Source organism: Streptomyces inusitatus (assembly GCF_014651115.1).
GTDB classification, from domain to species: Bacteria; Actinomycetota; Actinomycetes; order Streptomycetales; family Streptomycetaceae; genus Streptomyces; species Streptomyces amakusaensis.
This window is the reverse complement of sequence record NZ_BMWG01000022.1, coordinates 25,792-47,885: the sequence shown is the minus strand read 5'-3', so window position 1 is coordinate 47,885 and position 22,094 is coordinate 25,792. Positions and strand designations below refer to the sequence as shown.

Below are 22,094 nucleotides of genomic sequence, written 5' to 3'. Positions count from 1 at the left end.
GTGACGGATTCGTACTTCCCGCTGCACGGCGACGACCGCTACCGCGTCACCGCGTACGACCTGGAGCTGGACTATCTCCCGCACACCGGCCGGCTCTCCGGGCGGGCCACGGTCAGCGCGGTCGCCGGTCCTTCCCAGGGCCCCGGCACGGGGCCGCTCACCGAGATCGTGCTCGACCTCGGGCAGTTCCGCTTGAGCAAGGTGCTGGTCGACGGCCGCAGGCCGGCCCGGTACACCCATCGCGGGGACCGCCTCCGCATCCGGCCTGCCCGGCCGCCGATGCCCGGTGAGCCCTTCACCGTCGAGGTCCGCTACAGCGGGGTACCGCACCCCGTCCGCACCCCCGACTGGGGCGAGCTGGGCTGGGAGCAGCTGGAGGAGGGCGCGCTGGTCGCCTCCCAGCCGCACGGCGCGCGCTCCTGGTTCCCCTGCAACGACCGCCCCGACGACAAGGCCGCCTACCGGATCGCGGTGACCGCGCCCTCCCCGTACGCCGTGATCGCCAACGGGGTGCTGATCTCCCGTTCGGTCGGCGCTTCCACGACGACCTGGGTGTACGAGCAGCCCGCGCCGATGGCCACGTATCTGGCAACCGTGCAGATCGGCCCGTACGAGCTGGTCGAGGTCCCGGGCACGGGCCCCTCGGGGTCTTCCGGTCCCGCCGTGGTCCCGCAGCCCGCCGCCGTGCCGAGGGCGCTGACCGGCGGCCGGTTCGAGCACGACTTCGCCCGGCAGCCGCAGATGATGACCCTCTTCCAGGAACTCTTCGGCCCCTACCCCTTCGAGGAGTACGGCGTCGTGGTGGTGGACGAGGAACTGGACGTCCCGGTGGAGGCCCAGGGGCTGTCGGTCTTCGGGGCCAACCATGTGGACGGGCGGCGCGGCAGCGAGCGGCTGATCGCGCACGAGCTGGCCCACCAGTGGTTCGGCAACAGTCTGACCGTCGCCGACTGGCGGCACATCTGGCTCAACGAGGGCTTCGCCAAATACGCCGAGTGGCTCTGGTCCGAGGCCTCCGGCGGCCCTTCGGCGGCGGTGATGGCGAGCAGGTCCCACGCCCGGCTCACGCTGATGCCGCAGGACATCCTGATCGCCGACCCGGGGCAGCGCCGGCTCTTCGACGACCGGGTGTACGAGCGGGGCGCGCTCACCCTGCACGCGCTGCGCACGGAGATCGGCCACCAGGCGTTCACAGCCCTGCTGAGGGAGTGGACGGGCGTCCACCGGCACGGGGTGGTGACGACGGAGGGTTTCACCGCGATGGCGGAGCGGCTCTGCGAGCGATCACCGGCCGGGCTCTTCACCCGCTGGCTGTACGAGGCACCGCTGCCGCCGCTCCCGGGCCGCCCGGACTGATCGTCCGTACCGGCCGCCCGGACTGATCACGCGGGGGTAATGCCAGGGGTAATGGAGAAAGGCAGGAGCCCCGGTCCTGGAAAGGCCGGGGCTCCTTGGGTACTGCTAGTCGTGCGCGATCGCCGACCCTGGCTGACTAGGCCGGGGTGACGTTCTCCGCCTGCGGGCCCTTCGGACCCTGAGTGACGTCGAAGTTCACGACCTGGTTCTCCTCAAGCGAGCGGAAACCAGACGCGTTGATCGCGGAGTAGTGGACGAAGACATCCGGGCCGCCGCCGTCCTGGGCGATGAAGCCGAAGCCCTTTTCAGCGTTGAACCACTTGACGGTTCCGGTAGCCATAAGCCCTCCTTGGGCCAAAGGGTTGCCCTGCTCCAGAACCTGCAAACAAGTCTGAAAACTACAAAAGCCTGCGGGTCACATGCTCCGCAGGCTCTGTACTGCAAGGGAAACCAAACTGCAACTTGCGTCGAGCCTAGCACGCACTGTGTTGGCAGCGGTAGAGGCAAAGATCACTTCACTCGGACGCTTGAAGCGCCCGGGGGCGCGCTGACGCGCCGGTCGCCCGCCGGTCCGCCGCGAGGGGAGTGAATCGGCCCAACCGCAGCTCGCAGGGGGTGCGGTCGTCTCCGGGGCCGGGCGCGGGGAGCGCCGGGCGGCCGTCGGCCGGGGGCGCGCGCCGACGGCGGCGTGGGGCGGTGCGACCCGCGTGCGCCCCCCACGGCTCCATGGCGCCGGAAGAGGTCTAGCCTCGCTTTGTGGACAGTCTTGGAGAAAGCACAGCAACCGACCGCCGCCGCAGCAGCCGGCCGCGCGTCGGCCATATCCAGTTCCTCAACTGTCTCCCCTTGTACTGGGGACTGGCCCGCACCGGAACCCTTCTCGATCTGGAGCTGTCCAAGGACACCCCCGAGAAGCTGAGCGAGCGGCTGGTGCGGGGCGACCTCGATATCGGGCCGATCACTCTGGTGGAATTTCTGCGCAATGCCGACCAGCTCGTCGCCTTTCCCGATCTGGCGGTCGGCTGCGACGGTCCGGTGATGTCCTGCGTGATCGTCTCCCAGCTTCCTCTGGAGAAACTCGACGGCGCACGCGTAGCGCTCGGTTCCACTTCGCGCACTTCCGTACGACTGGCGCAGTTGCTGCTCTCCGAGCGGTATGGGGTCGCCCCCGATTACTTCGGCTGCCCGCCCGATCTCGGGGTGATGATGCAGGAGGCCGACGCGGCCGTCCTCATCGGCGACGTGGCGCTGCGCGCCTCGCTCCACGACGCCCCCCGGCTGGGGCTGGAGGTCCATGACCTGGGGCTGCTGTGGAAGGAGTGGACCGGGCTGCCGTTCGTCTTCGCGGTGTGGGCGGCCCGCAAGGACTATCTGGCCCGCGAGGAGGCCATCGTCCACGAGGTGCACGAGGCGTTCCTCGGCTCGCGCGACCTCTCCCTCGAAGAGGTCGCCAAGGTCGCCGAGCAGGCCGCGCGCTGGGAGTCCTTCGACGCGGAGCTGCTGGAGCGATACTTCCGGACCCTCGACTTCCGTTTCGGCCCCGAGCAGCTGGCCGGCGTCCGGGAGTTCGCCCGCCGCACCGGGCCGACCACCGGCTATCCCGCCGATGTGACCGTGGAACTCCTCCGGGCCCCGGGCCGCCCGGCCCCCCGTGGCCCGTCGCCCCTGGCGTAGGCTGGCCGGGCCCGCAGACGCTTTGAGCCATGCCCCGTAAAACCGCCGAAAGGTGACACCCGGTGACCGAGAAGGCCGACCTTCAGTCCGTGCTGGACCGCGCCGCCGAAGGGGGCCGGATCACCCCGGAAGAGGCCCTCGACCTCTATCGCTCAGCGCCGCTCCACGCGCTGGGCGGCGCGGCCGACGCCGTACGCCGCCGCCGGTACGCGGGTACCGAGCACATCGCGACGTACATCATCGAGCGCAACATCAATTACACCAATGTGTGCGTCACCGCCTGCAAGTTCTGCGCGTTCTACGCCGCGCCGAAGGACACGGCGAAGGGGTGGAGCCGCGATCTCGACGACATCCTGCGGCGCTGCGCCGAGACCGTGGAGCTGGGCGGCACCCAGATCATGTTCCAGGGCGGCCACCACCCGGACTACGGCGTGGAGTACTACGAGGAGCACTTCTCCGCCATCAAGGCGGCGTTCCCGCAGCTCGTGATCCACTCCCTGGGCGCCTCCGAGGTCGAGCACATGGCCCGGATCTCCGGCGTCTCCGCCGAGGAGGCCATCACCCGGATCCACGCGGCCGGCCTCGACTCCTTCGCGGGCGCGGGCGCCGAGCTGCTGCCCGAGCGCCCCCGTACGGCGATCGCCCCGCTCAAGGAGTCCGGCGAACGCTGGCTGGAGATCATGGAGATCGCCCACGGCCTCGGCGTCGAGTCGACCTCCACCATGCTGATGGGCACCGGCGAGACCAACGCCGAGCGGATCGAGCACATGCGGATGATCCGCGACGTACAGGACCGGACGGGAGGCTTCCGGGCCTTCATCCCGTACACGTACCAGCCGGAGAACAACAAGCTCAAGGGCCGCACCCACGCGACGATCTTCGAGTATCTGCGGATGATCGCGATCGCCCGGCTCTTCTTCGACAACGTCGCCCACATCCAGGGCTCCTGGCTGACCACCGGCAAGGAGGTCGGCCAGCTCTCGCTGCACTACGGCGCGGACGACCTCGGCTCGATCATGCTGGAGGAGAACGTCGTCTCCTCGGCGGGCGCGAAGCACCGCTCCAACCGCCAGGAGATCATCGACCTGATCCGCAAGTCGGGCCGCGTCCCGGCGCAGCGGACCACGACGTACGAGCATGTCGTCGTCCACACCGACCCGGCGGACGACCCGGCGGACGACCGGGTGGTCTCCCACATCTCGTCCACGGCGATCGAGGGCGGCACCGCCCACCCGGAGCTGAAGCTTCTCAACGCCAACTGAGACGCCGGCCGATCCTGTGCTCACCATCCACGCCGCCGACGCGGTCCTCACGAGCGGCGAAGACCTCGGTGAAGACCTCGGCACGGCCCCCGACGCGGTCGCCGTCGACACCGGGCTGATCGTGGCGATCGGGCCGTACGCGGAGCTGACCGCCGAGCGCCCCTCGGCCCGGGTGCGGCGCTGGCCCGGGCTGCTGCTGCCCGGACTGCGCGCGCCCGACGCGGCGCGGCTGCTGGAGGCGGCCTACCACCCCGACCCCCGTGAGGCGGACGCCCTCGGCACCGAGCCGGTGACCGGGGCCGCGCTCGCGGCGCTGGGGCTCGACGGGACGGGCTGGGGCGGCAGCGCCCGACGCGGGCTCCAGCGGCTGCTGGCGCACGGCTGCACGGCCGTCGTGGGGCCCTTCACCCGGCCTTCGGTGCGTACGGCGGTGACGCGGTCCGGTCTGCGGGTGCGCGAACCGGGAGCCGGTCCGGGAGCCGGTCCCGGTGGGACCCCCGCGCTCGACCCGCTCTCCGCGTACCCCCTGGACGCCCTGCTGGACGGCGGACTGACGATCGGCGGCCCGGCCGACTTCGCCGTCTTCGACGTCCCCCTCGACGAGCCCCCCGTACACGCGCTCGCCCGGCGCGGAGCGTCGAGCTGCGTCGCGACCGTGCTCGGCGGACGGCTGCTGCACCGCCGCTCGTAGGACGGCCCGCCCGCCCTGCTTGAATGGGCCGTGTGATCCGAGCATCCCTGGACAAGCAGCCGCACGAAGTCGCCTCGATGTTCGACGACGTGGCGGCGAACTACGACCTCACCAACGACGTCCTCTCGCTCGGCCAGGACCGCAGATGGCGCAAGCAGGTCACCGCCGCCGTGGACGCCCGCCCCGGGGAGACGGTGCTCGACCTCGCGGCCGGCACGGGCACCTCCTCGCTGCCCTTCGCCGACGCGGGGGCCTACGTCGTCCCCTGCGACTTCTCCCTCGGCATGCTCCGCGAGGGCAAGGAGCGCAACTCCTGGCTCCCGCTGACCGCCGGTGACGCCACCCGGCTGCCCTTCCGCGACGGCGTCTTCGACGCGGTCACCATCTCCTTCGGGCTGCGCAATGTGCGCGAGACAGAGCAGGCGCTGCGCGAGATGCTCCGGGTGACCAAGCCCGGCGGCCGGATGGTGATCTGCGAGTTCTCCCGGCCGACCTGGGCCCCCTTCCGGACGGTGTACGAGGAGTACCTGATGCGCGCGCTGCCGCCGGTGGCGCGGGCGGTCTCCTCCAACCCCGACGCGTACATCTATCTCGCCGAGTCCATCAGCGCCTGGCCCGACCAGCCCGAGCTGGCCGCGCTCGTCCAGCGGGCCGGCTGGTCGAAGGTCGCCTGGCGCAACCTCAGCGGCGGGGTCGTGGCGCTCCACCGCGCCACCAGGCCCAAGGACTGACCCCCCTCCCGACCGTGTCCCGCCGGAGCCCGGCGGGACACGGTCGGGCTCCGGCGGGGCGTCCTCAGAGCGCCAGCCGGTAGCAGTGCGCCTCGCGCGTGCCCTCCGGTGCGGCGTATGTCCGGGCGTACTCCATCCCGAGCCGCCGCACCACCGCCTGCGAACGCTCGTTACGGGTGTCCACCATCGCCGCCACCTCCTTCACCCCGGCGGCCCGCACCCGCTCCACAGCGACCCGGGCGGCGGCCGTCGCGTACCCCTTCCCCCAGGCCGCCCGGCCCAGCCGCCAGCCGATCTCTATCTCCCCGACCGGCCCGAAGGCCGTGTGCGGCCACGGCTGCGCACCGGTGAAACCGATCACCGCGCCCTCCTCGTCCAACACCGTCCACAGACAGAAGCCCAGCTCCGCGTCGTGCCTGCGCTGCCGCGCGGTCAACTCCTCATAGACGGACAACTCGGCCCCGCGCCCGCCGAGAAACTCCATCACCTCGGGGTCGTCGAAGACCCGGTGCCAGGCGTGGGCGTCCTCGTCGGTGGGCACGCGCAGCTTTACGTCGGGGAGAAGCCTGCTCATGAGGGGGAGCCCTTCGATCGTTGATCGGTACGCCCCCTAGACTGCACATGCCCTGTGCCGTTCGGCACGTATTAATCGAGTCTTCGGGAGAACCCGCCGTGACCGAGCCCCTCTCCGAACACAGCGCCGATGTGATCGTCGTCGGGGCAGGCCCGGCCGGCTCCACGGCCGCGTACTACCTCGCCAAGGCGGGCCTGGACGTACTGCTGCTGGAGAAGACGGCGTTCCCGCGCGAGAAGGTCTGCGGCGACGGACTGACCCCGCGCGCCACCAAGCAGCTCGTCGCGATGGGCATCGACGTCTCCGAAGAGGCCGGCTGGCTGCGGAACAAGGGCCTGCGCATCATCGGCGGCGGCGTCCGGCTCCAGCTCGACTGGCCGGAACTCGCCTCCTACCCGGACTACGGACTCGTCCGCAAGCGCGACGACTTCGACGAGCAGCTCGCCCGGCAGGCGCAGAAGGCGGGCGCGCGGCTCTACGAGCGGTGCAACGTCGGCGCACCCATCATCGACGACCGCACCGGCAAGATCACCGGCGTCGAGGCCAAGCTCGGCGAGGAGAAACTCCCGGTCACCTTCCACGCGCCGCTCGTCGTCGCGGCCGACGGCAACTCCTCCCGCATCTCCCTGGCGATGGGGCTCCACCGCCGCGACGACCGCCCGATGGGCGTCGCGGTGCGCACCTACTTCACCTCCCCGCGCCACGACGACGACTACCTGGAATCCTGGCTGGAACTCTGGGACCGCCGGGGCGCGCAGGACCGGCTGCTGCCCGGCTACGGCTGGATCTTCGGCATGGGCGACGGCACCTCCAACGTCGGCCTCGGCGTCCTCAACACCTCCTCCTCCTTCAAGGAGCTGGACTGGCGCGAGGTCCTCAAGGCCTGGTGCGCCTCCATGCCCGAGGAGTGGGGCTACCAGGACGAGAACATGACGGGCCCCATCCGGGGCGCCGCCCTGCCCATGGCCTTCAACCGCCAGCCGCACTACACCCGGGGCCTCCTTCTCGTCGGCGACGCCGGCGGACTGGTCAACCCCTTCAACGGCGAGGGCATCGCCTACGCCATGGAGTCCGCCCAGATCGCCGCCGACGTCATCGTCCAGGCCCACGCCCGCTCCACCCCCGCCCAGCGCGAACTGGCCCTCCACCGCTACCCCAAGGTCCTCAAGGACACCTACGGCGGCTACTACACCCTCGGCCGCGCCTTCGTGAAGCTCATCGGCAACCCCAAGGTCATGAAGATCGCCACCCAGCGCGGTCTGACCCACCCGATGCTGATGCGCTTCACCCTCAAGATGCTCGCCAACCTCACCGACCCCACCGGCGGCGACGCCATGGACCGCATCATCAACGGCCTCTCCAAGGTCGCCCCCAAGGCCTGACCCCCTGCTTCCCGACGCTCGAAGCCCGCCCCGGCCCTCCCGGGGCGGGCTTTCTCGACCTTCCCCCTGGTCACCCGGCGACGATGCGGCGCCGACGGCCGGTGCGGCCGGTGCGGCCCATACGGCCGGTACGCCGGGCTGACCCCGTCCGACGGCCCGTCCGGGGCCGCCCCGGCGCTGGAACCGGGCCGTCCGGAGGTCCAGACTGGAGGGGATCGCAGCTCGTCCCCCTGTCCCCGGCCCGTGCGAGGCACACCAGACCATGACTACCGGTCCCCACGAAGTCCTGCCGCCCGTCCATGTCTCCACCAGGGACCTCGTCGAGGCGCTGATCCGCCAGGACCACACGGTCGACGCCGGGGAGCTGTACGACGCCGCCCCCCTGCTGGGCATGACCGACCAGCAGGTGCGGCTGTGCGTCAAACGGCTCGTCGCCGAGGGGCGCTTCAGTCACGAGGGCCGGGGGCGCAGGGCGGTCCTGCGCGCGATCGGCGAGACCGAGCGCGGACTTGAGCCGGATGTGGAGTTCGTCGCCCACGCGATCCGGCAGGACGCCGGGCTGGAGCCCTGGGACGGCGTCTGGCACCTGGTCGCCTTCGCCGTGCCCGAGACTTCCCGGGCGGCACGCGACGCGCTGCGCACCGCGCTCGTCAGGCTCGGCGGCGCGCCCCTTCAGGGCGGGCTCTATGTCAGCCCCAACGCCTGGGAGCCCTATGTCGAGGAGCACGCCGACTCGCTGGGACTCCTCGGCCATCTCACCTTCCTCACCACCACCGACCTCCGCCGGGGCGGCGAGAGCGACCCGGCGGCCCTCGCCCGCGAGCTGTGGCCGCTGGAGGAGATCGCCGACCGCCACCGCCGTCTCGAAGCGGTCGCCCGCCCTCGGCTGGAGTGGATCCACTCCCGTCCGGAGCTCTCCGGCGCGGAGATGGTGGCCCTCGCGGTGGAGCTCGCCACCGAGTTCACCCGCGCGATGGAGCCGGACCCGCTGCTGCCGCCCGAACTGCTGCCCGATCCCTGGCCCGGTGTCGAGGCCCGCGCCCTGGTCGCCGGTTGCTGGTCCCAGCTCCGCCGCCGCGAGCGCGCCGCGCGCGCCGCCGACCCCGAGCGGCAGGGCCCCCGGCTCTTCCGTCTCTACGAGTTCATGCTCTGACTTCATGCTCTGAGCGGAACCGGCCGGATTCACACGAACCGCCCGTGTGCGCGGCGGCATGGGTGGAAACTGGTTGGGTGCGAAGGGAAGCGGACACGGGGGTGACGGAGCGGCTCCCGCGCACTCGACAGAGGGGGAAATCCCGTGGACGAAGCTGAGGACCGACGGCTGCGAGCCATCGCCCCGGACATCTCACACATCTCCGTGAGCCTGCTGCGCAGAGTGGTCGGGGCCTATCCCGAGGAACGCATCCCCGAAGAGGCCCTCCGCACCGCCGACGAAGTCCTGGAGAACTACGGCACGGACGGCCTCAGAGTCCTCGTCATGAGCCTCACCGGCTGGGCCGCCGTGGAGATCGAGAAGGACGCCCATATGAGCGGCCGCACCCACGAAGCCCTCCTGGACGACATGGATCTGACCCGGCTGGAGGTCAACCCCGACGGCTAGGTCCTTGAAGGAAACGGCCGAGGGGCCGGCGGGAGGAGTGCTCCCGCCGGCCCCTCGGGCCGACTCACCGGACAGACAGACAGACAGACAGACGGTCAGACGGTCAGTCGCGTTTCAGAGAACGCGCACCGCGCCCGTCGCCGGGTAGCCCGACAGATCCTGGATGACGACGCCCTTCGCGGGGTTGGCCGCGTCGAGGTACTGGCCGTTACCGATGTAGACGCCCGTGTGGTACGCGCTGCCCGCAGCGCCCCAGTAGAGGATGTCCCCGACCTGGAGGTTGGAGGTGCCGACCTGGGTGCCCGCCGTCGACTGGTCCTGCGAGACGCGGGGGAGGTCGATGTTGACCTGGCGGAAGGCCGCCTGGACCAGGCTGGAGCAGTCCCAGGAGTTGGGGCCGGTGGCGCCCATCACATAGGCGTCGCCGACCTGCGCCTTGAGGAAGGCGATGACGGTGGCGACGGAGCCGGACGCGTTGGAGGAGGAGGGCGCGGGGGTGTTCGCGCTCGAAGTGCCGCCGGAGGGGGCGGTGCTGGGCGCGCCGGCCGTGGAGGCGGAGGTCGCGGTCGTGGTGAGCGTGGTGCGCTCGGCGGTGCGGGAGGCGCGCTCGCGCTCGGCGGCGGCCTCGCGCTCCTGCTTCTCCGCCCGCTCCTCGGCGGCCTTCTTCTCCGCCTTCTCCGCCTCGGCCTTGCGCACCGCTTCGGCCTTGGCCGTCTTGGCGGCCTTCGCGGCCTTCTTCGCGGCGGCGTCCTCCTGGGCCTGGAACTCCAGGTCGAAGGCGGCCTGCTGCTGGGTCTGGGCGGACGCGGCGACCGCGTCCGAGAGGCCGGCGGGGGTGAACGCGGGCATCTCGATGGTCTCGGTCACCGGCTCGGCGTTCGCCGGCCCGGCGGCTCCGGCCACCGCGATCGTGCTGAGAACGCTCCCGGCGACTCCGGCCCGGATTGCCATGCCGGAGGCGCTGCGAGTCCGGGGCTTCCGGTGGCTGGGTATGTGAGCGGTGTGGGACATGGGACAACCGCTATCAGCCACACCCGGTTCCCGACAAGAAACGTGTGTTGCGCCACAGTTACGATCGGAATTTATCAATCCGCTTATTGTGGGGCTTTATTGACGCCCTAACGGGCATTTCGGGCAGTAGTGATCATGGTTGTGATCACGGTCTTTTGGAAAAAGGTCCGAATTGCCCAACGCCTACCACCGTCTCGGGTCGTTGGCCAAGCCCGTCTTCGATGGCGATACGGGGTGGTGATGCAGGTCACATTTGGCTGATCCTCGACGGTCACGGCCGGTGCTCGGGATGCTACGGCCTGATGACCCGTCGGCCGACCCCGGCCCGGCGGACCCCGGCCGCGCTGGGTGCCCGCCCGTGCCGCGAGAGTGACGGCCCGCCGGAAGATCGTGAACGGATGCACGCGCGCCCCTCTTTGCGCCGTCGCCCCGCGGTGGTGGCGGAGTCCCGCCCGTATGCCCTCGTGCACCCCCGGAGCCTCCCCCGCCCCTCCCCGACCTCCCCGCCAGGGGCCCCGAGAGGGGCTCCGGTGAGGTGAGGCAAGGCTTACTATCATCCGCTCCAGTCCATCGCGAATTTGCTTCATGGGCCATGTTCTTGATAGTGAGCAGCCCCTTCGACCAGCGGAAACGTCGAAGAATGTCACTTCTGGTAGCCATGTGTGCGCTTCACGTACGAAGATCACCTCTCATCCGCCTTCATGATCCTCTGACGGGTGGTGGAGATCACAAGAACGGTTGCCGACCCCGTGTCGCAGATCACAGACCGGCAGGCATAAGATGCGGGGCAGCCGGGCTTGTGAACTGCCTCACATGAACACGATCTTCGGGGCGGCACGGCAGACGCCCGGTGCGGTCCACTCGGTCAAGGACGACTGGAAGGAGCGAGGAGGGTGAATGCCTACGCGCCCATCCTTGTACTCGGCGCCCTCGGGGCAGGGTTTGCGATCTTCTCCGTGGTCATGGCCACGCTGATCGGCCCCAAACGGTACAACCGGGCAAAGCTGGAGGCGTACGAGTGCGGCATCGAGCCCACTCCGACGCCGGCCGGAGGCGGCCGCTTTCCCATCAAGTACTACCTGACGGCGATGCTCTTCATCGTCTTCGACATCGAGATCGTCTTCCTTTACCCCTGGGCGGTCAGCTTCGACGCCCTCGGGCTTTTCGGGCTCGTGGAGATGCTGCTCTTCGTGCTCACCGTCTTCGTCGCCTACGCCTATGTGTGGCGTCGCGGCGGGCTGGAATGGGACTGAGGGGCTGAGGGCCAATGGGACTCGAAGAGAAGCTGCCGAGCGGTTTCCTGCTGACCACCGTCGAGCAGGCCGCGGGCTGGGTGCGCAAGTCGTCCGTCTTCCCGGCCACGTTCGGGCTGGCGTGCTGCGCCATCGAGATGATGACGACCGGCGCGGGCCGCTACGACCTGGCCCGCTTCGGCATGGAGGTGTTCCGCGGCTCGCCGCGCCAGGCCGATCTGATGATCGTGGCCGGCCGGGTCAGCCAGAAGATGGCCCCGGTGCTGCGGCAGGTCTACGACCAGATGCCCAGCCCCAAGTGGGTGATCTCCATGGGGGTTTGCGCCTCCTCGGGCGGCATGTTCAACAACTACGCGATCGTCCAGGGCGTCGACCACATCGTCCCCGTGGACATCTATCTGCCCGGCTGCCCGCCGCGCCCCGAGATGCTGCTGGACGCGATCCTCAAGCTCCATCAGAAGATCCAGTCCTCCAAGCTCGGTGTCAACGCGCAGGAGGCGGCCCGTGAGGCGGAGGAAGCGGCGCTCAAGGCGCTCCCGCTGATCGAGATGAAGGGGCTGCTGCGATGAGCGACCGGCCACAGGACCGCCGGCCCGGCTCCCCGCCGGACGACCGGCCCAACCCGGAGAAGGAACTGAGCGAGCAGAACCTCCCCGGACAGCGCGGCGAACACGGCGAGGAGATCCGCGTCCAGCGCGGGATGTTCGGCGCCAACAACGGCGGCGACACCTCCGGTTACGGCGGACTGGTCCGCTCGGTACGGCTCCCCGGCGCGGCGACCCGGCCCTACGGCGGCTACTTCGACGAGGTCGCCGACGAACTCGAAGGCGCTCTGGAGGAGCAGGGACTCGTCCCCGAGCACGCCATCGAGAAGACGGTCGTCGACCGGGCGGAGCTGACCTTCCACATCGAGCGCGAGCATCTGCTCCAGGTCGCCCGCACCCTGCGCGACGACCCCGCCCTGCGCTTCGAACTCTGCACCGGGGTCAGCGCCGTCCACTACCCCGAGGACAAGGGCCGCGAGCTGCACGCCGTCTACCATCTGCGCTCGCTCACCCACGGCCGGCTGATCCGCGTCGAGGTCTCCGCCCCGGACCGCGACCCGCGCATCCCCTCGCTGGTCACCGTCTATCCGACCAACGACTGGCACGAGCGCGAGGCCTACGACTTCTTCGGCCTGATCTTCGACGGCCACCCCGCCCTCACCCGGATCATGATGCCGGACGACTGGCAGGGCTTCCCGCAGCGCAAGGACTATCCGCTCGGCGGCATCGCCGTCGAGTACAAGGGCGCCCAGATCCCGGCTCCGGACCAGCGGAGGTCGTACAGCTGATGACCACATCCCACGCCCACCCCCCGGCGAGCCCCGCCGCGACCCCGGGCGCCCCCCGCGAAACCACCGAAGGACCCGTCTACACGGTCACCGGCGGCGACTGGGACGAGGTCGTCCAGGCGGCGGCCAAGACCGACGACGAGCGCATCGTCGTCAACATGGGCCCCCAGCACCCCTCCACCCACGGAGTGCTCCGGCTGATCCTGGAGATCGACGGCGAGACGGTCACCGAGGCCCGCTGCGGCATCGGCTATCTCCACACCGGCATCGAGAAGAACCTCGAATACCGCACCTGGACACAGGGCACCACCTTCGTCACGCGCATGGACTACCTCACGCCCTTCTTCAACGAGGCGGCCTACTGTCTGGGCGTCGAGAAACTCCTCGGCATCGAGGACCAGATCCCCGACCGCGCGACCGTCGTCCGCGTCCTGCTGATGGAGCTCAACCGGCTCTCCTCCCATCTGGTGTGCATCGCCACCGGCGGGATGGAACTCGGCGCGACCACGATCATGATCTACGGCTTCCGCGACCGGGAACTCGTCCTCGACCTCTACGAACTCATCACCGGCCTGCGGATGAACCACGCCTACATCCGCCCCGGCGGCCTCGCCCAGGATCTGCCCCCCGGCGCGGTGGACCAGCTCCGCGAGTTCCTCAGGACGATGAAGCAGAACCTGCCGGAGTACGACAAACTCGCCACCGGCAACCCCATCTTCAAGGCCCGAATGCAGGACATCGGCTATCTCGACCTGGCCGGCTGCATGGCGCTGGGAGCCACCGGCCCCGTCCTCCGCTCCGCCGGACTCGCCCACGACCTGCGCAAGACCGACCCGTACTGCGGCTACGAGACCTACGACTTCGAGGTCCCGACCGCCGACACCTGCGACTCCTACGGCCGCTTCCTGATCCGGCTCGAAGAGATGCGGCAGTCGCTCCGGATCATCGAGCAGTGCATCGACCGCCTGGAGCCCGGCCCGGTCATGGTCGGCGACAAGAAGATCGCCTGGCCCGCCCAGCTCGCGCTCGGCCCGGACGGACTCGGCAACTCCCTCGACCACATCAAAAAGATCATGGGCACCTCCATGGAGGCCCTGATCCACCACTTCAAACTCGTCACCGAGGGCTTCCGGGTCCCCGCCGGACAGGTCTACGCGGCCGTCGAGTCCCCCAAGGGCGAACTCGGCGCGCACATCGTCTCCGACGGCTCCACCCGCCCCTACCGGGTCCACTTCCGCGACCCGTCCTTCACCAACCTTCAGGCCATGGCGGCCATGTGCGAAGGCGGCCAGGTCGCCGACGTCATCGTCGCCGTCGCGTCTATCGACCCCGTGATGGGAGGCGTCGACCGATGACGGCCCAGTCGCCCAACCAGGAGGTACAGCTGGGGATGCCCCAGCTGCCCGCCCCCGACTACCCGGCCGATGTGCGCGCCGCGCTGGAGGCGGACGCCAAGGAGATCATCTCCCGCTACCCCGACTCGCGCTCCGCACTCCTCCCGCTGCTCCACCTGGTGCAGTCCCACGAGGGCCATGTCTCCCGCACCGGCATGCGCTTCTGCGCGGAGATCCTCGAACTCACCACCGCCGAGGTCACCGCGGTCGCCACCTTCTACACCATGTACCGCCGCAAACCCTCCGGCGACTACCAGGTCGGCGTCTGCACCAACACCCTCTGCGCGGTGATGGGCGGCGACGCCATCTTCGAGGACCTCAAGGAACACCTCGGCGTCGGCAACAACGAGACCACCGAGGACGGCAAGGTCACGCTGGAGCACATCGAGTGCAACGCGGCCTGCGACTTCGCCCCGGTGGTGATGGTGAACTGGGAGTTCTTCGACAACCAGACACCCGAGAGCGCCCGCCGGCTCGTCGACGACCTGCGCGCGGGCCGGCCGGTGGAGCCCACCAGGGGCGCTCCCCTGTGCACCTACAAGGAGACCGCGCGGATCCTCGCCGGCTTCCCCGACGAGCGCCCCGGCGCGGTCGCGGCCACCGGCGGCGCGGGCCACGCCTCGCTGATCGGACTGCGCCTGGCCAAGGGCGAGTCCATCCCCGCCCGGGTGGTCTCCCCCCGCGCCGGGACCGCGGACACCACGCAGTCGACATCGGACTCCGACCCCCGGCACCCGTCCGGACCGGTCACCGAGGAGGGGGAGTGATGGCCGTGTCCACCGAATACGGAGGCACCGCCCGGCCCGGGGCCGACGGGGAGAACAGCCCGGAGAAACTCCTCGCGCCCGTCCTCTCCGCCTTCTGGGACGAGGAGGAGTCCTGGACGCTGAAGACCTATCAGCGCCACGAGGGCTACCAGGGCCTGCGCAAGGCCCTCGCCATGACCCCCGACGACCTCATCGCCTACGTCAAGGACTCGGGCCTCCGCGGCCGGGGCGGCGCGGGCTTCCCCACCGGGATGAAATGGCAGTTCATCCCGCAGGGAGACGGCAAGCCGCACTATCTAGTTGTCAACGCCGACGAGTCGGAGCCCGGGACCTGCAAGGACATCCCGCTCCTCTTCGCCAACCCGCATTCCCTCATCGAGGGGATGATCATCGCCTGCTACGCGATCCGCTCGAACCACGCCTTCATCTATCTCCGCGGTGAGGTCGTCCCCGTACTGCGCAGGCTCCACGAAGCCGTGCGCGAGGCGTACGAGGCGGGATACCTCGGCAAGGACGTCCTCGGCAGCGGAATCGACCTCGACATCACGGTGCACGCGGGCGCGGGCGCGTACATCTGCGGCGAGGAGACCGCACTGCTGGACTCGCTGGAAGGACGGCGCGGCCAGCCCCGGCTGCGACCCCCCTTCCCCGCGGTCGCCGGTCTGTACGCGTGCCCCACTGTCGTGAACAACGTCGAGTCCATCGCCTCGGTTCCCGCGATCCTCAACCGCGGGAAAGACTGGTTCAAATCGATGGGCAGCGAGAAGTCCGCGGGCTTCACGCTCTACTCGCTCAGCGGCCATGTCGCGGGCCCCGGCCAGTACGAGGCCCCCCTCGGGATCACCCTCCGCCAGCTCCTCGACATGAGCGGCGGCATGCGACCCGGCCACCGCCTCAAGTTCTGGACCCCCGGCGGCTCCTCCACCCCGCTGCTCACCGAGGAACACCTCGACGTGCCCCTCGACTACGAGGGCGTCGCCGCCGCCGGCTCCATGCTCGGCACCAAGGCGCTCCAGTGCTTCGACGAGACCACCTGCGTGGTGCGGGCCGTCACCCGCTGGACCGAGTTCTACGCCCATGAGTCCTGCGGCAAGTGCACCCCCTGCCGCGAGGGCACCTACTGGCTCGTCCAGCTGCTCCGCGACATCGAGGCCGGCAACGGCGTCATGTCCGACCTCGACAAACTCAACGACATCGCCGACAACATCAACGGCAAGTCGTTCTGCGCCCTCGGCGACGGCGCGGCATCCCCCATCTTCTCCTCGCTCCAGTACTTCCGCGAGGAGTACGAACAGCACATCACCGGCTCCGGCTGCCCCTTCGACCCGGCCAAGTCGACCGCTTGGGCCGATCACCGTACGGAGGTGAACGCATGACTGTGACCACGAGCGCTCCCTCCGGGGGCGGGGAGGCGGCGCTGCCGCCCGAGGACCTCGTCACACTGACCATCGACGGCGCCGAGATCAGCGTCCCCAAGGGGACCCTCGTCATCCGCGCCGCCGAACTCCTCGGCATCGAGATCCCCCGGTTCTGCGACCACCCCCTCCTCGATCCCGTCGGCGCCTGCCGGCAGTGCATCGTGGAGGTCGAGGGCCAGCGCAAGCCGATGGCCTCCTGCACCATCACCTGCACCGACGGCATGGTCGTCAAGTCGCAGCTCAGCTCGCCCGTCGCCGAGAAGGCGCAGAAGGGCGTGATGGAGCTGCTGCTGATCAACCATCCGCTGGACTGCCCCGTCTGCGACAAGGGCGGCGAGTGCCCGCTCCAGAACCAGGCGATGTCCCACGGCGACGCCGACTCCCGCTTCGAGGGCAAGAAGCGCACCTACGAGAAGCCGGTGCCGATCTCCACCCAGGTGCTGCTCGACCGCGAGCGGTGCGTGCTCTGCGCCCGCTGCACCCGCTTCTCCAACCAGGTCGCGGGCGACCCGATGATCGAACTGGTCGAGCGGGGCGCGCTCCAGCAGGTCGGCACCGGCGAGGGCGACCCCTTCGAGTCGTACTTCTCCGGAAACACCATCCAGATCTGCCCGGTCGGCGCGCTGACCTCGGCCGCGTACCGCTTCCGCTCCCGCCCCTTCGACCTGGTCTCCTCGCCCAGCGTCTGCGAGCACTGCTCCGGCGGCTGCGCCACCCGCACCGACCACCGGCGCGGCAAGGTCATGCGGCGGCTCGCCGCCGACGACCCCGAGGTCAACGAGGAGTGGATCTGCGACAAGGGGCGATTCGGATTCCGCTACGCCCAGCAGCGGGACCGGCTGACCACCCCGCTGATCCGTGACGCGGACGGGGTGCTCCAGCCCGCCGGCTGGCCCGAGGCGCTCGCCGCCGCCGCGGCCGGACTCGGCGCGGCGCGCGGCCGGGCCGGGGTCCTCGCGGGCGGCCGGCTCACCGTCGAGGACTCCTACGCGTACGCCAAGTTCGCCCGGGTCGCCCTCGACACCAACGACGTCGACTTCCGCGCCCGCGTCCACTCCCCGGAGGAGGCCGACTTCCTGGCCGCCGAGGTCGCGGGCCGGGGCCGGGACCTGTCCGGGGACGGCGTCACCAACGCCGTACTGGAGAAGGCGCCCGCCGTGCTCCTGGTCGGCTTCGAGGCGGAGGAGGAGGCCCCCGGGGTCTTCCTCCGGCTCCGCAAGGCCCACCGCAAGCACGGCCAGCGCACCTTCGCGCTCGCCACCCACGCCACCCGCGGCCTGGCCAAGGCGGGCGGCACCCTGCTCCCCACCGCGCCCGGCACCGAGACCGAGTGGCTGGACGCGCTCGCCGCCGCCGACGGACTCGACGGCGACGGAGCGACGGCCGCCGACGCGCTGCGCACCGAGGGCGCGGTCATCGTCGTCGGCGAACGGCTCGCGGGCGTCCCCGGCGGGCTCACCGCCGCCGTCCGCACCGCGACCGCCACCGGCGCCCGGCTGGTGTGGATCCCGCGCCGGGCCGGGGAGCGCGGCGCGGCCGAGGCCGGCGCGATCCCCTCGCTGCTGCCCGGCGGCCGGCCCGCCACCGACCCCCGCGCCCGCGAGGAGACCGCCGAGGTCTGGCGCGTACGGGAACTCCCGCACCGCTACGGCCGCGACACCGACCGGATCATCGACGCGGCGGCCACCGGCGAACTCGCCGCACTGCTCGTCGCGGGCGTCGAGATCGCCGATCTGCCCGACCCGGCCCGCGCCCGCGAGGCGCTGGACGAGGTCGGCTTCCTGGTCTCCCTGGAGCTGCGGCCCAGCGAGGTCACCGACCGCGCCGACGTCGTCTTCCCGGTGGCGGCCGTCGCCGAGAAACCCGGCACCTTCCTCAACTGGGAGGGCCGCGCGCGGATGTTCGAGGCCGCTCTCAAGCCCGAGCAGATGACCCGCACGCTCGCCCCGGCCGACGCCCGCGTCCTGCACATGATCGCGGACGAGATGGACATCCCCTTCGGACTGCCCGATCTCACCTCCGTACGCCGTGAACTGGACCGGCTCGGCGTCTGGCGCGGCCCCCGGGCCGGCGGGCCGATGGAGTCCGCCGTACCGCTGCCGTCCGCGGGCGAGGGCGAGGCGGTCCTCGCCGGACACCGGCTCCTGCTCGATCAGGGGCTGCTCCAGCGCGGCGACGCGGCCCTGGCGGGCACCCGTCACGAGGCCGTCGCCCGGCTGTCGCCCGCCACGGCCGCCGAGACCGGCGTCAAGGACGGCGACGAACTCTCCGTCACCGGCCCCGCCGGGACCGTACGACTCCCCCTGAAGGTCACCGAGATGCCCGACCGGGTCGTCTGGCTGCCGCTCAACTCCACCGGCGGCGGTGTCGGCGACGACACCGGGGCCCGCCCCGGCCGGCTGGTCCGCATCGGCGCGACCGCAGCCGGCCCGGACGCGACCGAGTCGCCGGAGGTGCGCGCATGATCGCCGTGGCCCCCCTCGCCGAGATGCAGCTTCTCGCCGCCGAGGACCTCTCGCTCTTCGGGCGCGACCCCTGGTGGCTCGTCGCCCTCAAGGCCGTTTTCTGCTTCGCCTTCCTGATGGTGACGGTGCTCTTCTCCATCGTCTGGGAGCGCAAGGTCGTCGCCTGGATGCAGCTCCGCATCGGCCCCAACCGGCACGGCCCCTGGGGCCTCCTCCAGTCCCTCGCGGACGGCGTCAAGCTGATGCTGAAGGAGGATGTGATCGTCAAGCGGGCGGACAAGGTCGTCTACATCCTCGCCCCGATCATCGCCGCGATCCCCGCCTTCATGGCGATCGCCGTCATCCCCTTCGGCCCTTCGGACAACCAGGTCTCGATCTTCGGCCAGCGCACCACGATGCAGCTCACCGATCTGCCGATCGCGATGCTCTATGTCCTCGCGGTCGCCTCGGTCGGCATCTACGGCCTGGTGCTCGCGGGCTGGTCCTCGGGCTCGACCTACCCGCTGCTCGGCGGATTGCGCTCGGCGGCGCAGATGATCTCGTACGAGATCGCCATGGGCGCGGCCTTCGCCTCCGTCTTCCTCTACGCGGGCTCGATGTCGACCTCGGCGATCGTGGAGGCGCAGGCGGACCGCTGGTACATCGTGCTGCTGCCGGTCTCCTTCATCATCTACATCATCACGATGGTCGGAGAGACCAACCGGGCCCCGTTCGACATGCCGGAGTCCGAGGGCGACCTGGTCGGCGGCTTCAACACCGAGTACAGCTCGATCAAGTTCGCGCTGTTCATGCTGGCCGAGTACGTCAACATGGTCACCGTCTCCGCCGTCTCGGTCACCCTCTTCCTGGGCGGCTGGCGGGCCCCGTACCCCATCTCCACCTTCTGGGAGGGCGCGAACCAGGGCTGGTGGCCGATGCTCTGGTTCGTCATCAAGGTCCAGCTCTTGCTGTTCTTCTTCATCTGGCTGCGCGGCACCCTGCCCCGGGTCCGCTACGACCAGCTCATGAAGCTCGGCTGGAAGGTGCTCATCCCGGTCTCGCTGGTCTGGCTGATGCTGGTCGCGACCGTGCGGGCGCTGCGGAACGAGAACTACGACTTCCAGCAGATCCTGCTCTACGTCGGCGGCGCGGTCATCGCCGTACTGCTCTTGACCTTCGTCGCGGACATGTTCCGGGGCAAGAAGGAACAGGCGGCCGAGGCGGCGAAACCGCCGCCCCCCGCCTTCGACCCGATGGCGGGCGGATTCCCGGTGCCACCGCTGCCCGGACAGACCCTGCCACCCGTGCCGCGCAGGCGTCCCCGCCGTGAGCGCGAGCTGATTGTCAGTGGTGGGTCCGACACTGTGAGTGATGGCCCTCGTGACGGAAAGGAGGCTGACGGTGTCTGAGGATTCGGAGAGCGCGTTCCAGAACCCGGTCGCAGGCTTCGGCGTGACCTTCAAGGCCATGTTCAAGAAGCGGCTGACCGAGCAGTACCCCGAGCAGGAGAAGGTCACGGCGCCGCGCTTCCACGGCCGCCACCAGCTCAACCGTCATCCGGACGGGCTGGAGAAGTGCGTGGGGTGCGAGCTGTGCGCCTGGGCCTGCCCGGCCGACGCCATCTATGTCGAGGGCGCGGACAACACCGAGGAAGAGCGGTACTCCCCGGGCGAGCGGTACGGCCGCGTCTATCAGATCAATTACGCGCGCTGCATCCTCTGCGGACTCTGCATCGAGGCCTGCCCCACCCGGGCGCTGACGATGACCAATGAGTTCGAGCTGGCCGACAGCTCCCGCGAGAACCTCATCTACACCAAGGAGCAGCTGCTCGCCGGTCTGGAAGAGACCATGGTCGACTCGCCGCACGCCATCTACCCCGGCATGGACGAGTCCGACTACTACCGGGGGCTGGTCACCGAGGCCGCGCCCGGCACCGTCCAGCAGATCCCCGTCTCCAAGGAGAAGAAGGACGAGGAGGTGGACGCATGACCGGCCTGAGCGGGCTGAACACCCTGGCGGCGACCACCACTTCGACCGGTGAGGCCGTCCAGTTCTGGGTGCTCGGCACCGTCGCCGTGATCGGCGCGCTCTGTACGATTCTGATGAGGCGGGCCGTGCACAGCGCCCTCTGCCTCGCCGGAACCATGATCATCCTGGCGGTCTTCTACCTCGCCAACGGCGCGTACTTCCTCGGTGTCGTCCAGATCGTCGTCTACACCGGCGCGATCATGATGCTGTTCCTCTTCGTGGTCATGCTCGTCGGCGTCACCGCCGCCGACTCCCTGAAGGAGACGCTCAAGGGGCAGCGCTGGCTCGCGGCGCTCTGCGGACTCGGCTTCGGTGTGCTGCTGATCGCCGGCATCGGGCACGCCTCGCTGTCGACCTTCAACGGCCTGGGGGCCGCCAACACCGCCCACGGCGGCAATGTCGAGGGGCTCGCCGCCCTCCTCTTCACCAAGTACGTCTTCGCCTTCGAGATCACCGGCGCGCTGCTGATCACGGCGGCGGTCGGCGCGATGGTCCTCACCCACAAGGAGCGCACCGAGCGGTCCCTGACCCAGCGCGAGATGGCCGAGCGGCGGGTCCGTGAGGGCAAGCAGCTCCCGCCGCTGCCCGCCCCCGGTGTCTACGCCCGGCACAACGCGGTGGACATCCCCGGTCTGCTGCCGGACGGCACCCCCTCCGAGCTGACGGTGATCAGCACCCTGCGGGAGCGCGGCCAGATCCGCGATGTCTCGGCCAAGGCGCTGAGCGATCTCAAGGCGCTGGAGCAGCGCTCGGAGGACCGGCTCGGACGCCACGGCTCCACCAGCTCCACCGGCCCCGCCACCGGCACCACCACCGGCTCCACCGGCGACCGTGCGGACCGGGACCGGGACGAAGAGGAGGCCACCCGGTGAATCCGGTCAACTACCTGTATCTGGCGGCGCTGCTCTTCACCATCGGCGCGGCCGGAGTCCTGATCCGGCGGAACGCGATCGTCGTGTTCATGTGCATCGAGCTGATGCTCAACGCCTGCAATCTGACGCTCGTCGCCTTCTCCCGGATGCACGGAAACCTCGACGGCCAGATCATCGCCTTCTTCGTCATGGTCGTCGCCGCCGCCGAAGTCGTGGTCGGGCTCGCGATCATCGTGTCCCTGTTCCGTTCCCGCCACTCGGCCTCGGTCGACGACGCCAGCCTGATGAAGCTGTGAGGGGCTGA

Annotated in this window: 22 protein-coding genes; 19 read left to right on the top strand and 3 right to left on the bottom strand. The window is 70.1% G+C overall.

The window, feature by feature from the left end; translation table 11 throughout:
* A complete protein-coding gene (locus tag IE247_RS26645; protein ID WP_190125837.1) occupies positions 1 to 1,356 on the top strand; it encodes a M1 family metallopeptidase in 1,356 nt (451 codons plus the stop codon).
* A 136-nt stretch (positions 1,357 to 1,492) separates the two neighbouring features.
* On the opposite strand, the gene IE247_RS26640 is transcribed toward IE247_RS26645, so the two are convergent.
* Complete coding sequence (locus IE247_RS26640) at positions 1,493 to 1,696, bottom strand: cold-shock protein (RefSeq protein ID WP_003967102.1); 204 nt, start codon at positions 1,694 to 1,696, stop codon at positions 1,493 to 1,495.
* Between the two features lie 416 nt (positions 1,697 to 2,112).
* Here IE247_RS26640 and IE247_RS26635 point away from each other — a divergent pair, with 416 nt between their 5' ends.
* The 4 genes from IE247_RS26635 to IE247_RS26620 all read left to right on the top strand — a co-directional run bounded on the left by IE247_RS26635 (position 2,113) and on the right by IE247_RS26620 (position 5,714).
* Positions 2,113 to 3,030, top strand: a complete 918-nt coding sequence (locus IE247_RS26635; protein WP_190125836.1) for a menaquinone biosynthetic enzyme MqnA/MqnD family protein — start codon at positions 2,113 to 2,115, stop codon at positions 3,028 to 3,030.
* A gap of 62 nt (positions 3,031 to 3,092) precedes the next feature.
* The gene (gene mqnC, locus IE247_RS26630) at positions 3,093 to 4,292 is read left to right on the top strand and encodes a cyclic dehypoxanthinyl futalosine synthase (RefSeq protein ID WP_190125835.1); all 1,200 of its coding nucleotides are present in this window, start codon (positions 3,093 to 3,095) and stop codon (positions 4,290 to 4,292) included.
* A 16-nt stretch (positions 4,293 to 4,308) separates the two neighbouring features.
* Positions 4,309 to 4,983, top strand: coding sequence for an amidohydrolase family protein (locus tag IE247_RS26625; protein ID WP_190125834.1), 675 nt, complete (start codon positions 4,309 to 4,311; stop codon positions 4,981 to 4,983).
* 32 nt (positions 4,984 to 5,015) lie between these two features.
* Positions 5,016 to 5,714, top strand: a complete 699-nt coding sequence (locus IE247_RS26620) for a demethylmenaquinone methyltransferase (protein ID WP_190125833.1) — start codon at positions 5,016 to 5,018, stop codon at positions 5,712 to 5,714.
* 64 nt (positions 5,715 to 5,778) lie between these two features.
* On the opposite strand, the gene IE247_RS26615 is transcribed toward IE247_RS26620, so the two are convergent.
* Complete coding sequence (locus IE247_RS26615; RefSeq protein WP_190125832.1) at positions 5,779 to 6,288, bottom strand: GNAT family N-acetyltransferase; 510 nt, start codon at positions 6,286 to 6,288, stop codon at positions 5,779 to 5,781.
* Positions 6,289 to 6,386: 98 nt separating this feature from the next.
* On the opposite strand from IE247_RS26615, the gene IE247_RS26610 reads away from it, so the two are divergent.
* The 3 genes from IE247_RS26610 to IE247_RS26600 all read left to right on the top strand — a co-directional run bounded on the left by IE247_RS26610 (position 6,387) and on the right by IE247_RS26600 (position 9,270).
* The gene (locus IE247_RS26610; RefSeq protein ID WP_190125831.1) at positions 6,387 to 7,670 is read left to right on the top strand and encodes a geranylgeranyl reductase family protein; all 1,284 of its coding nucleotides are present in this window, start codon (positions 6,387 to 6,389) and stop codon (positions 7,668 to 7,670) included.
* A 262-nt stretch (positions 7,671 to 7,932) separates the two neighbouring features.
* The gene (locus tag IE247_RS26605) at positions 7,933 to 8,823 is read left to right on the top strand and encodes a PaaX family transcriptional regulator C-terminal domain-containing protein (protein WP_190125830.1); all 891 of its coding nucleotides are present in this window, start codon (positions 7,933 to 7,935) and stop codon (positions 8,821 to 8,823) included.
* A 144-nt stretch (positions 8,824 to 8,967) separates the two neighbouring features.
* Complete coding sequence (locus IE247_RS26600) at positions 8,968 to 9,270, top strand: hypothetical protein (RefSeq protein ID WP_190125829.1); 303 nt, start codon at positions 8,968 to 8,970, stop codon at positions 9,268 to 9,270.
* A 114-nt stretch (positions 9,271 to 9,384) separates the two neighbouring features.
* On the opposite strand, the gene IE247_RS26595 is transcribed toward IE247_RS26600, so the two are convergent.
* Positions 9,385 to 10,281 (bottom strand): C40 family peptidase, encoded by an 897-nt coding sequence (locus tag IE247_RS26595; RefSeq protein ID WP_190125828.1) that lies wholly within the window; start codon positions 10,279 to 10,281, stop codon positions 9,385 to 9,387.
* 893 nt (positions 10,282 to 11,174) lie between these two features.
* On the opposite strand from IE247_RS26595, the gene IE247_RS26590 reads away from it, so the two are divergent.
* The 11 genes from IE247_RS26590 to nuoK are packed head-to-tail and all read left to right on the top strand — an operon-like array spanning position 11,175 to position 22,086.
* Positions 11,175 to 11,534, top strand: a complete 360-nt coding sequence (locus IE247_RS26590) for an NADH-quinone oxidoreductase subunit A (protein WP_003956195.1) — start codon at positions 11,175 to 11,177, stop codon at positions 11,532 to 11,534.
* Positions 11,535 to 11,548: 14 nt separating this feature from the next.
* A complete protein-coding gene (locus tag IE247_RS26585) occupies positions 11,549 to 12,103 on the top strand; it encodes a NuoB/complex I 20 kDa subunit family protein (RefSeq protein ID WP_190125827.1) in 555 nt (184 codons plus the stop codon).
* Positions 12,100 to 12,867 carry an NADH-quinone oxidoreductase subunit C gene (locus IE247_RS26580; RefSeq protein ID WP_190125826.1) on the top strand — a complete coding sequence of 256 codons (768 nt, stop codon included), beginning with the start codon at positions 12,100 to 12,102 and terminating at the stop codon, positions 12,865 to 12,867. Before IE247_RS26585 ends, IE247_RS26580 begins: the two co-directional genes overlap by 4 nt.
* Entirely contained in the window at positions 12,867 to 14,222 is a 1,356-nt protein-coding gene (locus tag IE247_RS26575; protein ID WP_190125825.1) for an NADH-quinone oxidoreductase subunit D, read from the top strand. The genes IE247_RS26580 and IE247_RS26575 overlap by 1 nt, the downstream gene beginning before the upstream one ends.
* Positions 14,219 to 15,028, top strand: a complete 810-nt coding sequence (nuoE, locus tag IE247_RS26570; protein WP_190125824.1) for an NADH-quinone oxidoreductase subunit NuoE — start codon at positions 14,219 to 14,221, stop codon at positions 15,026 to 15,028. The genes IE247_RS26575 and nuoE overlap by 4 nt, the downstream gene beginning before the upstream one ends.
* The gene (gene nuoF, locus IE247_RS26565; protein WP_190125823.1) at positions 15,028 to 16,404 is read left to right on the top strand and encodes an NADH-quinone oxidoreductase subunit NuoF; all 1,377 of its coding nucleotides are present in this window, start codon (positions 15,028 to 15,030) and stop codon (positions 16,402 to 16,404) included. Before nuoE ends, nuoF begins: the two co-directional genes overlap by 1 nt.
* Positions 16,401 to 18,911, top strand: coding sequence for an NADH-quinone oxidoreductase subunit G (locus IE247_RS26560; protein WP_190125822.1), 2,511 nt, complete (start codon positions 16,401 to 16,403; stop codon positions 18,909 to 18,911). Before nuoF ends, IE247_RS26560 begins: the two co-directional genes overlap by 4 nt.
* Entirely contained in the window at positions 18,908 to 20,299 is a 1,392-nt protein-coding gene (gene nuoH / locus IE247_RS26555; RefSeq protein ID WP_190125821.1) for an NADH-quinone oxidoreductase subunit NuoH, read from the top strand. Before IE247_RS26560 ends, nuoH begins: the two co-directional genes overlap by 4 nt.
* Entirely contained in the window at positions 20,262 to 20,879 is a 618-nt protein-coding gene (gene nuoI / locus IE247_RS26550) for an NADH-quinone oxidoreductase subunit NuoI (RefSeq protein WP_190125820.1), read from the top strand. The genes nuoH and nuoI overlap by 38 nt, the downstream gene beginning before the upstream one ends.
* On the top strand, positions 20,876 to 21,790 hold the full coding sequence (locus IE247_RS26545) for an NADH-quinone oxidoreductase subunit J (protein ID WP_190125819.1): 915 nt from the start codon (positions 20,876 to 20,878) through the stop codon (positions 21,788 to 21,790). The genes nuoI and IE247_RS26545 overlap by 4 nt, the downstream gene beginning before the upstream one ends.
* Positions 21,787 to 22,086 (top strand): NADH-quinone oxidoreductase subunit NuoK, encoded by a 300-nt coding sequence (nuoK, locus tag IE247_RS26540; RefSeq protein ID WP_190125818.1) that lies wholly within the window; start codon positions 21,787 to 21,789, stop codon positions 22,084 to 22,086. Before IE247_RS26545 ends, nuoK begins: the two co-directional genes overlap by 4 nt.
* The last annotated feature ends 8 nt before the right edge of the window (positions 22,087 to 22,094 follow it).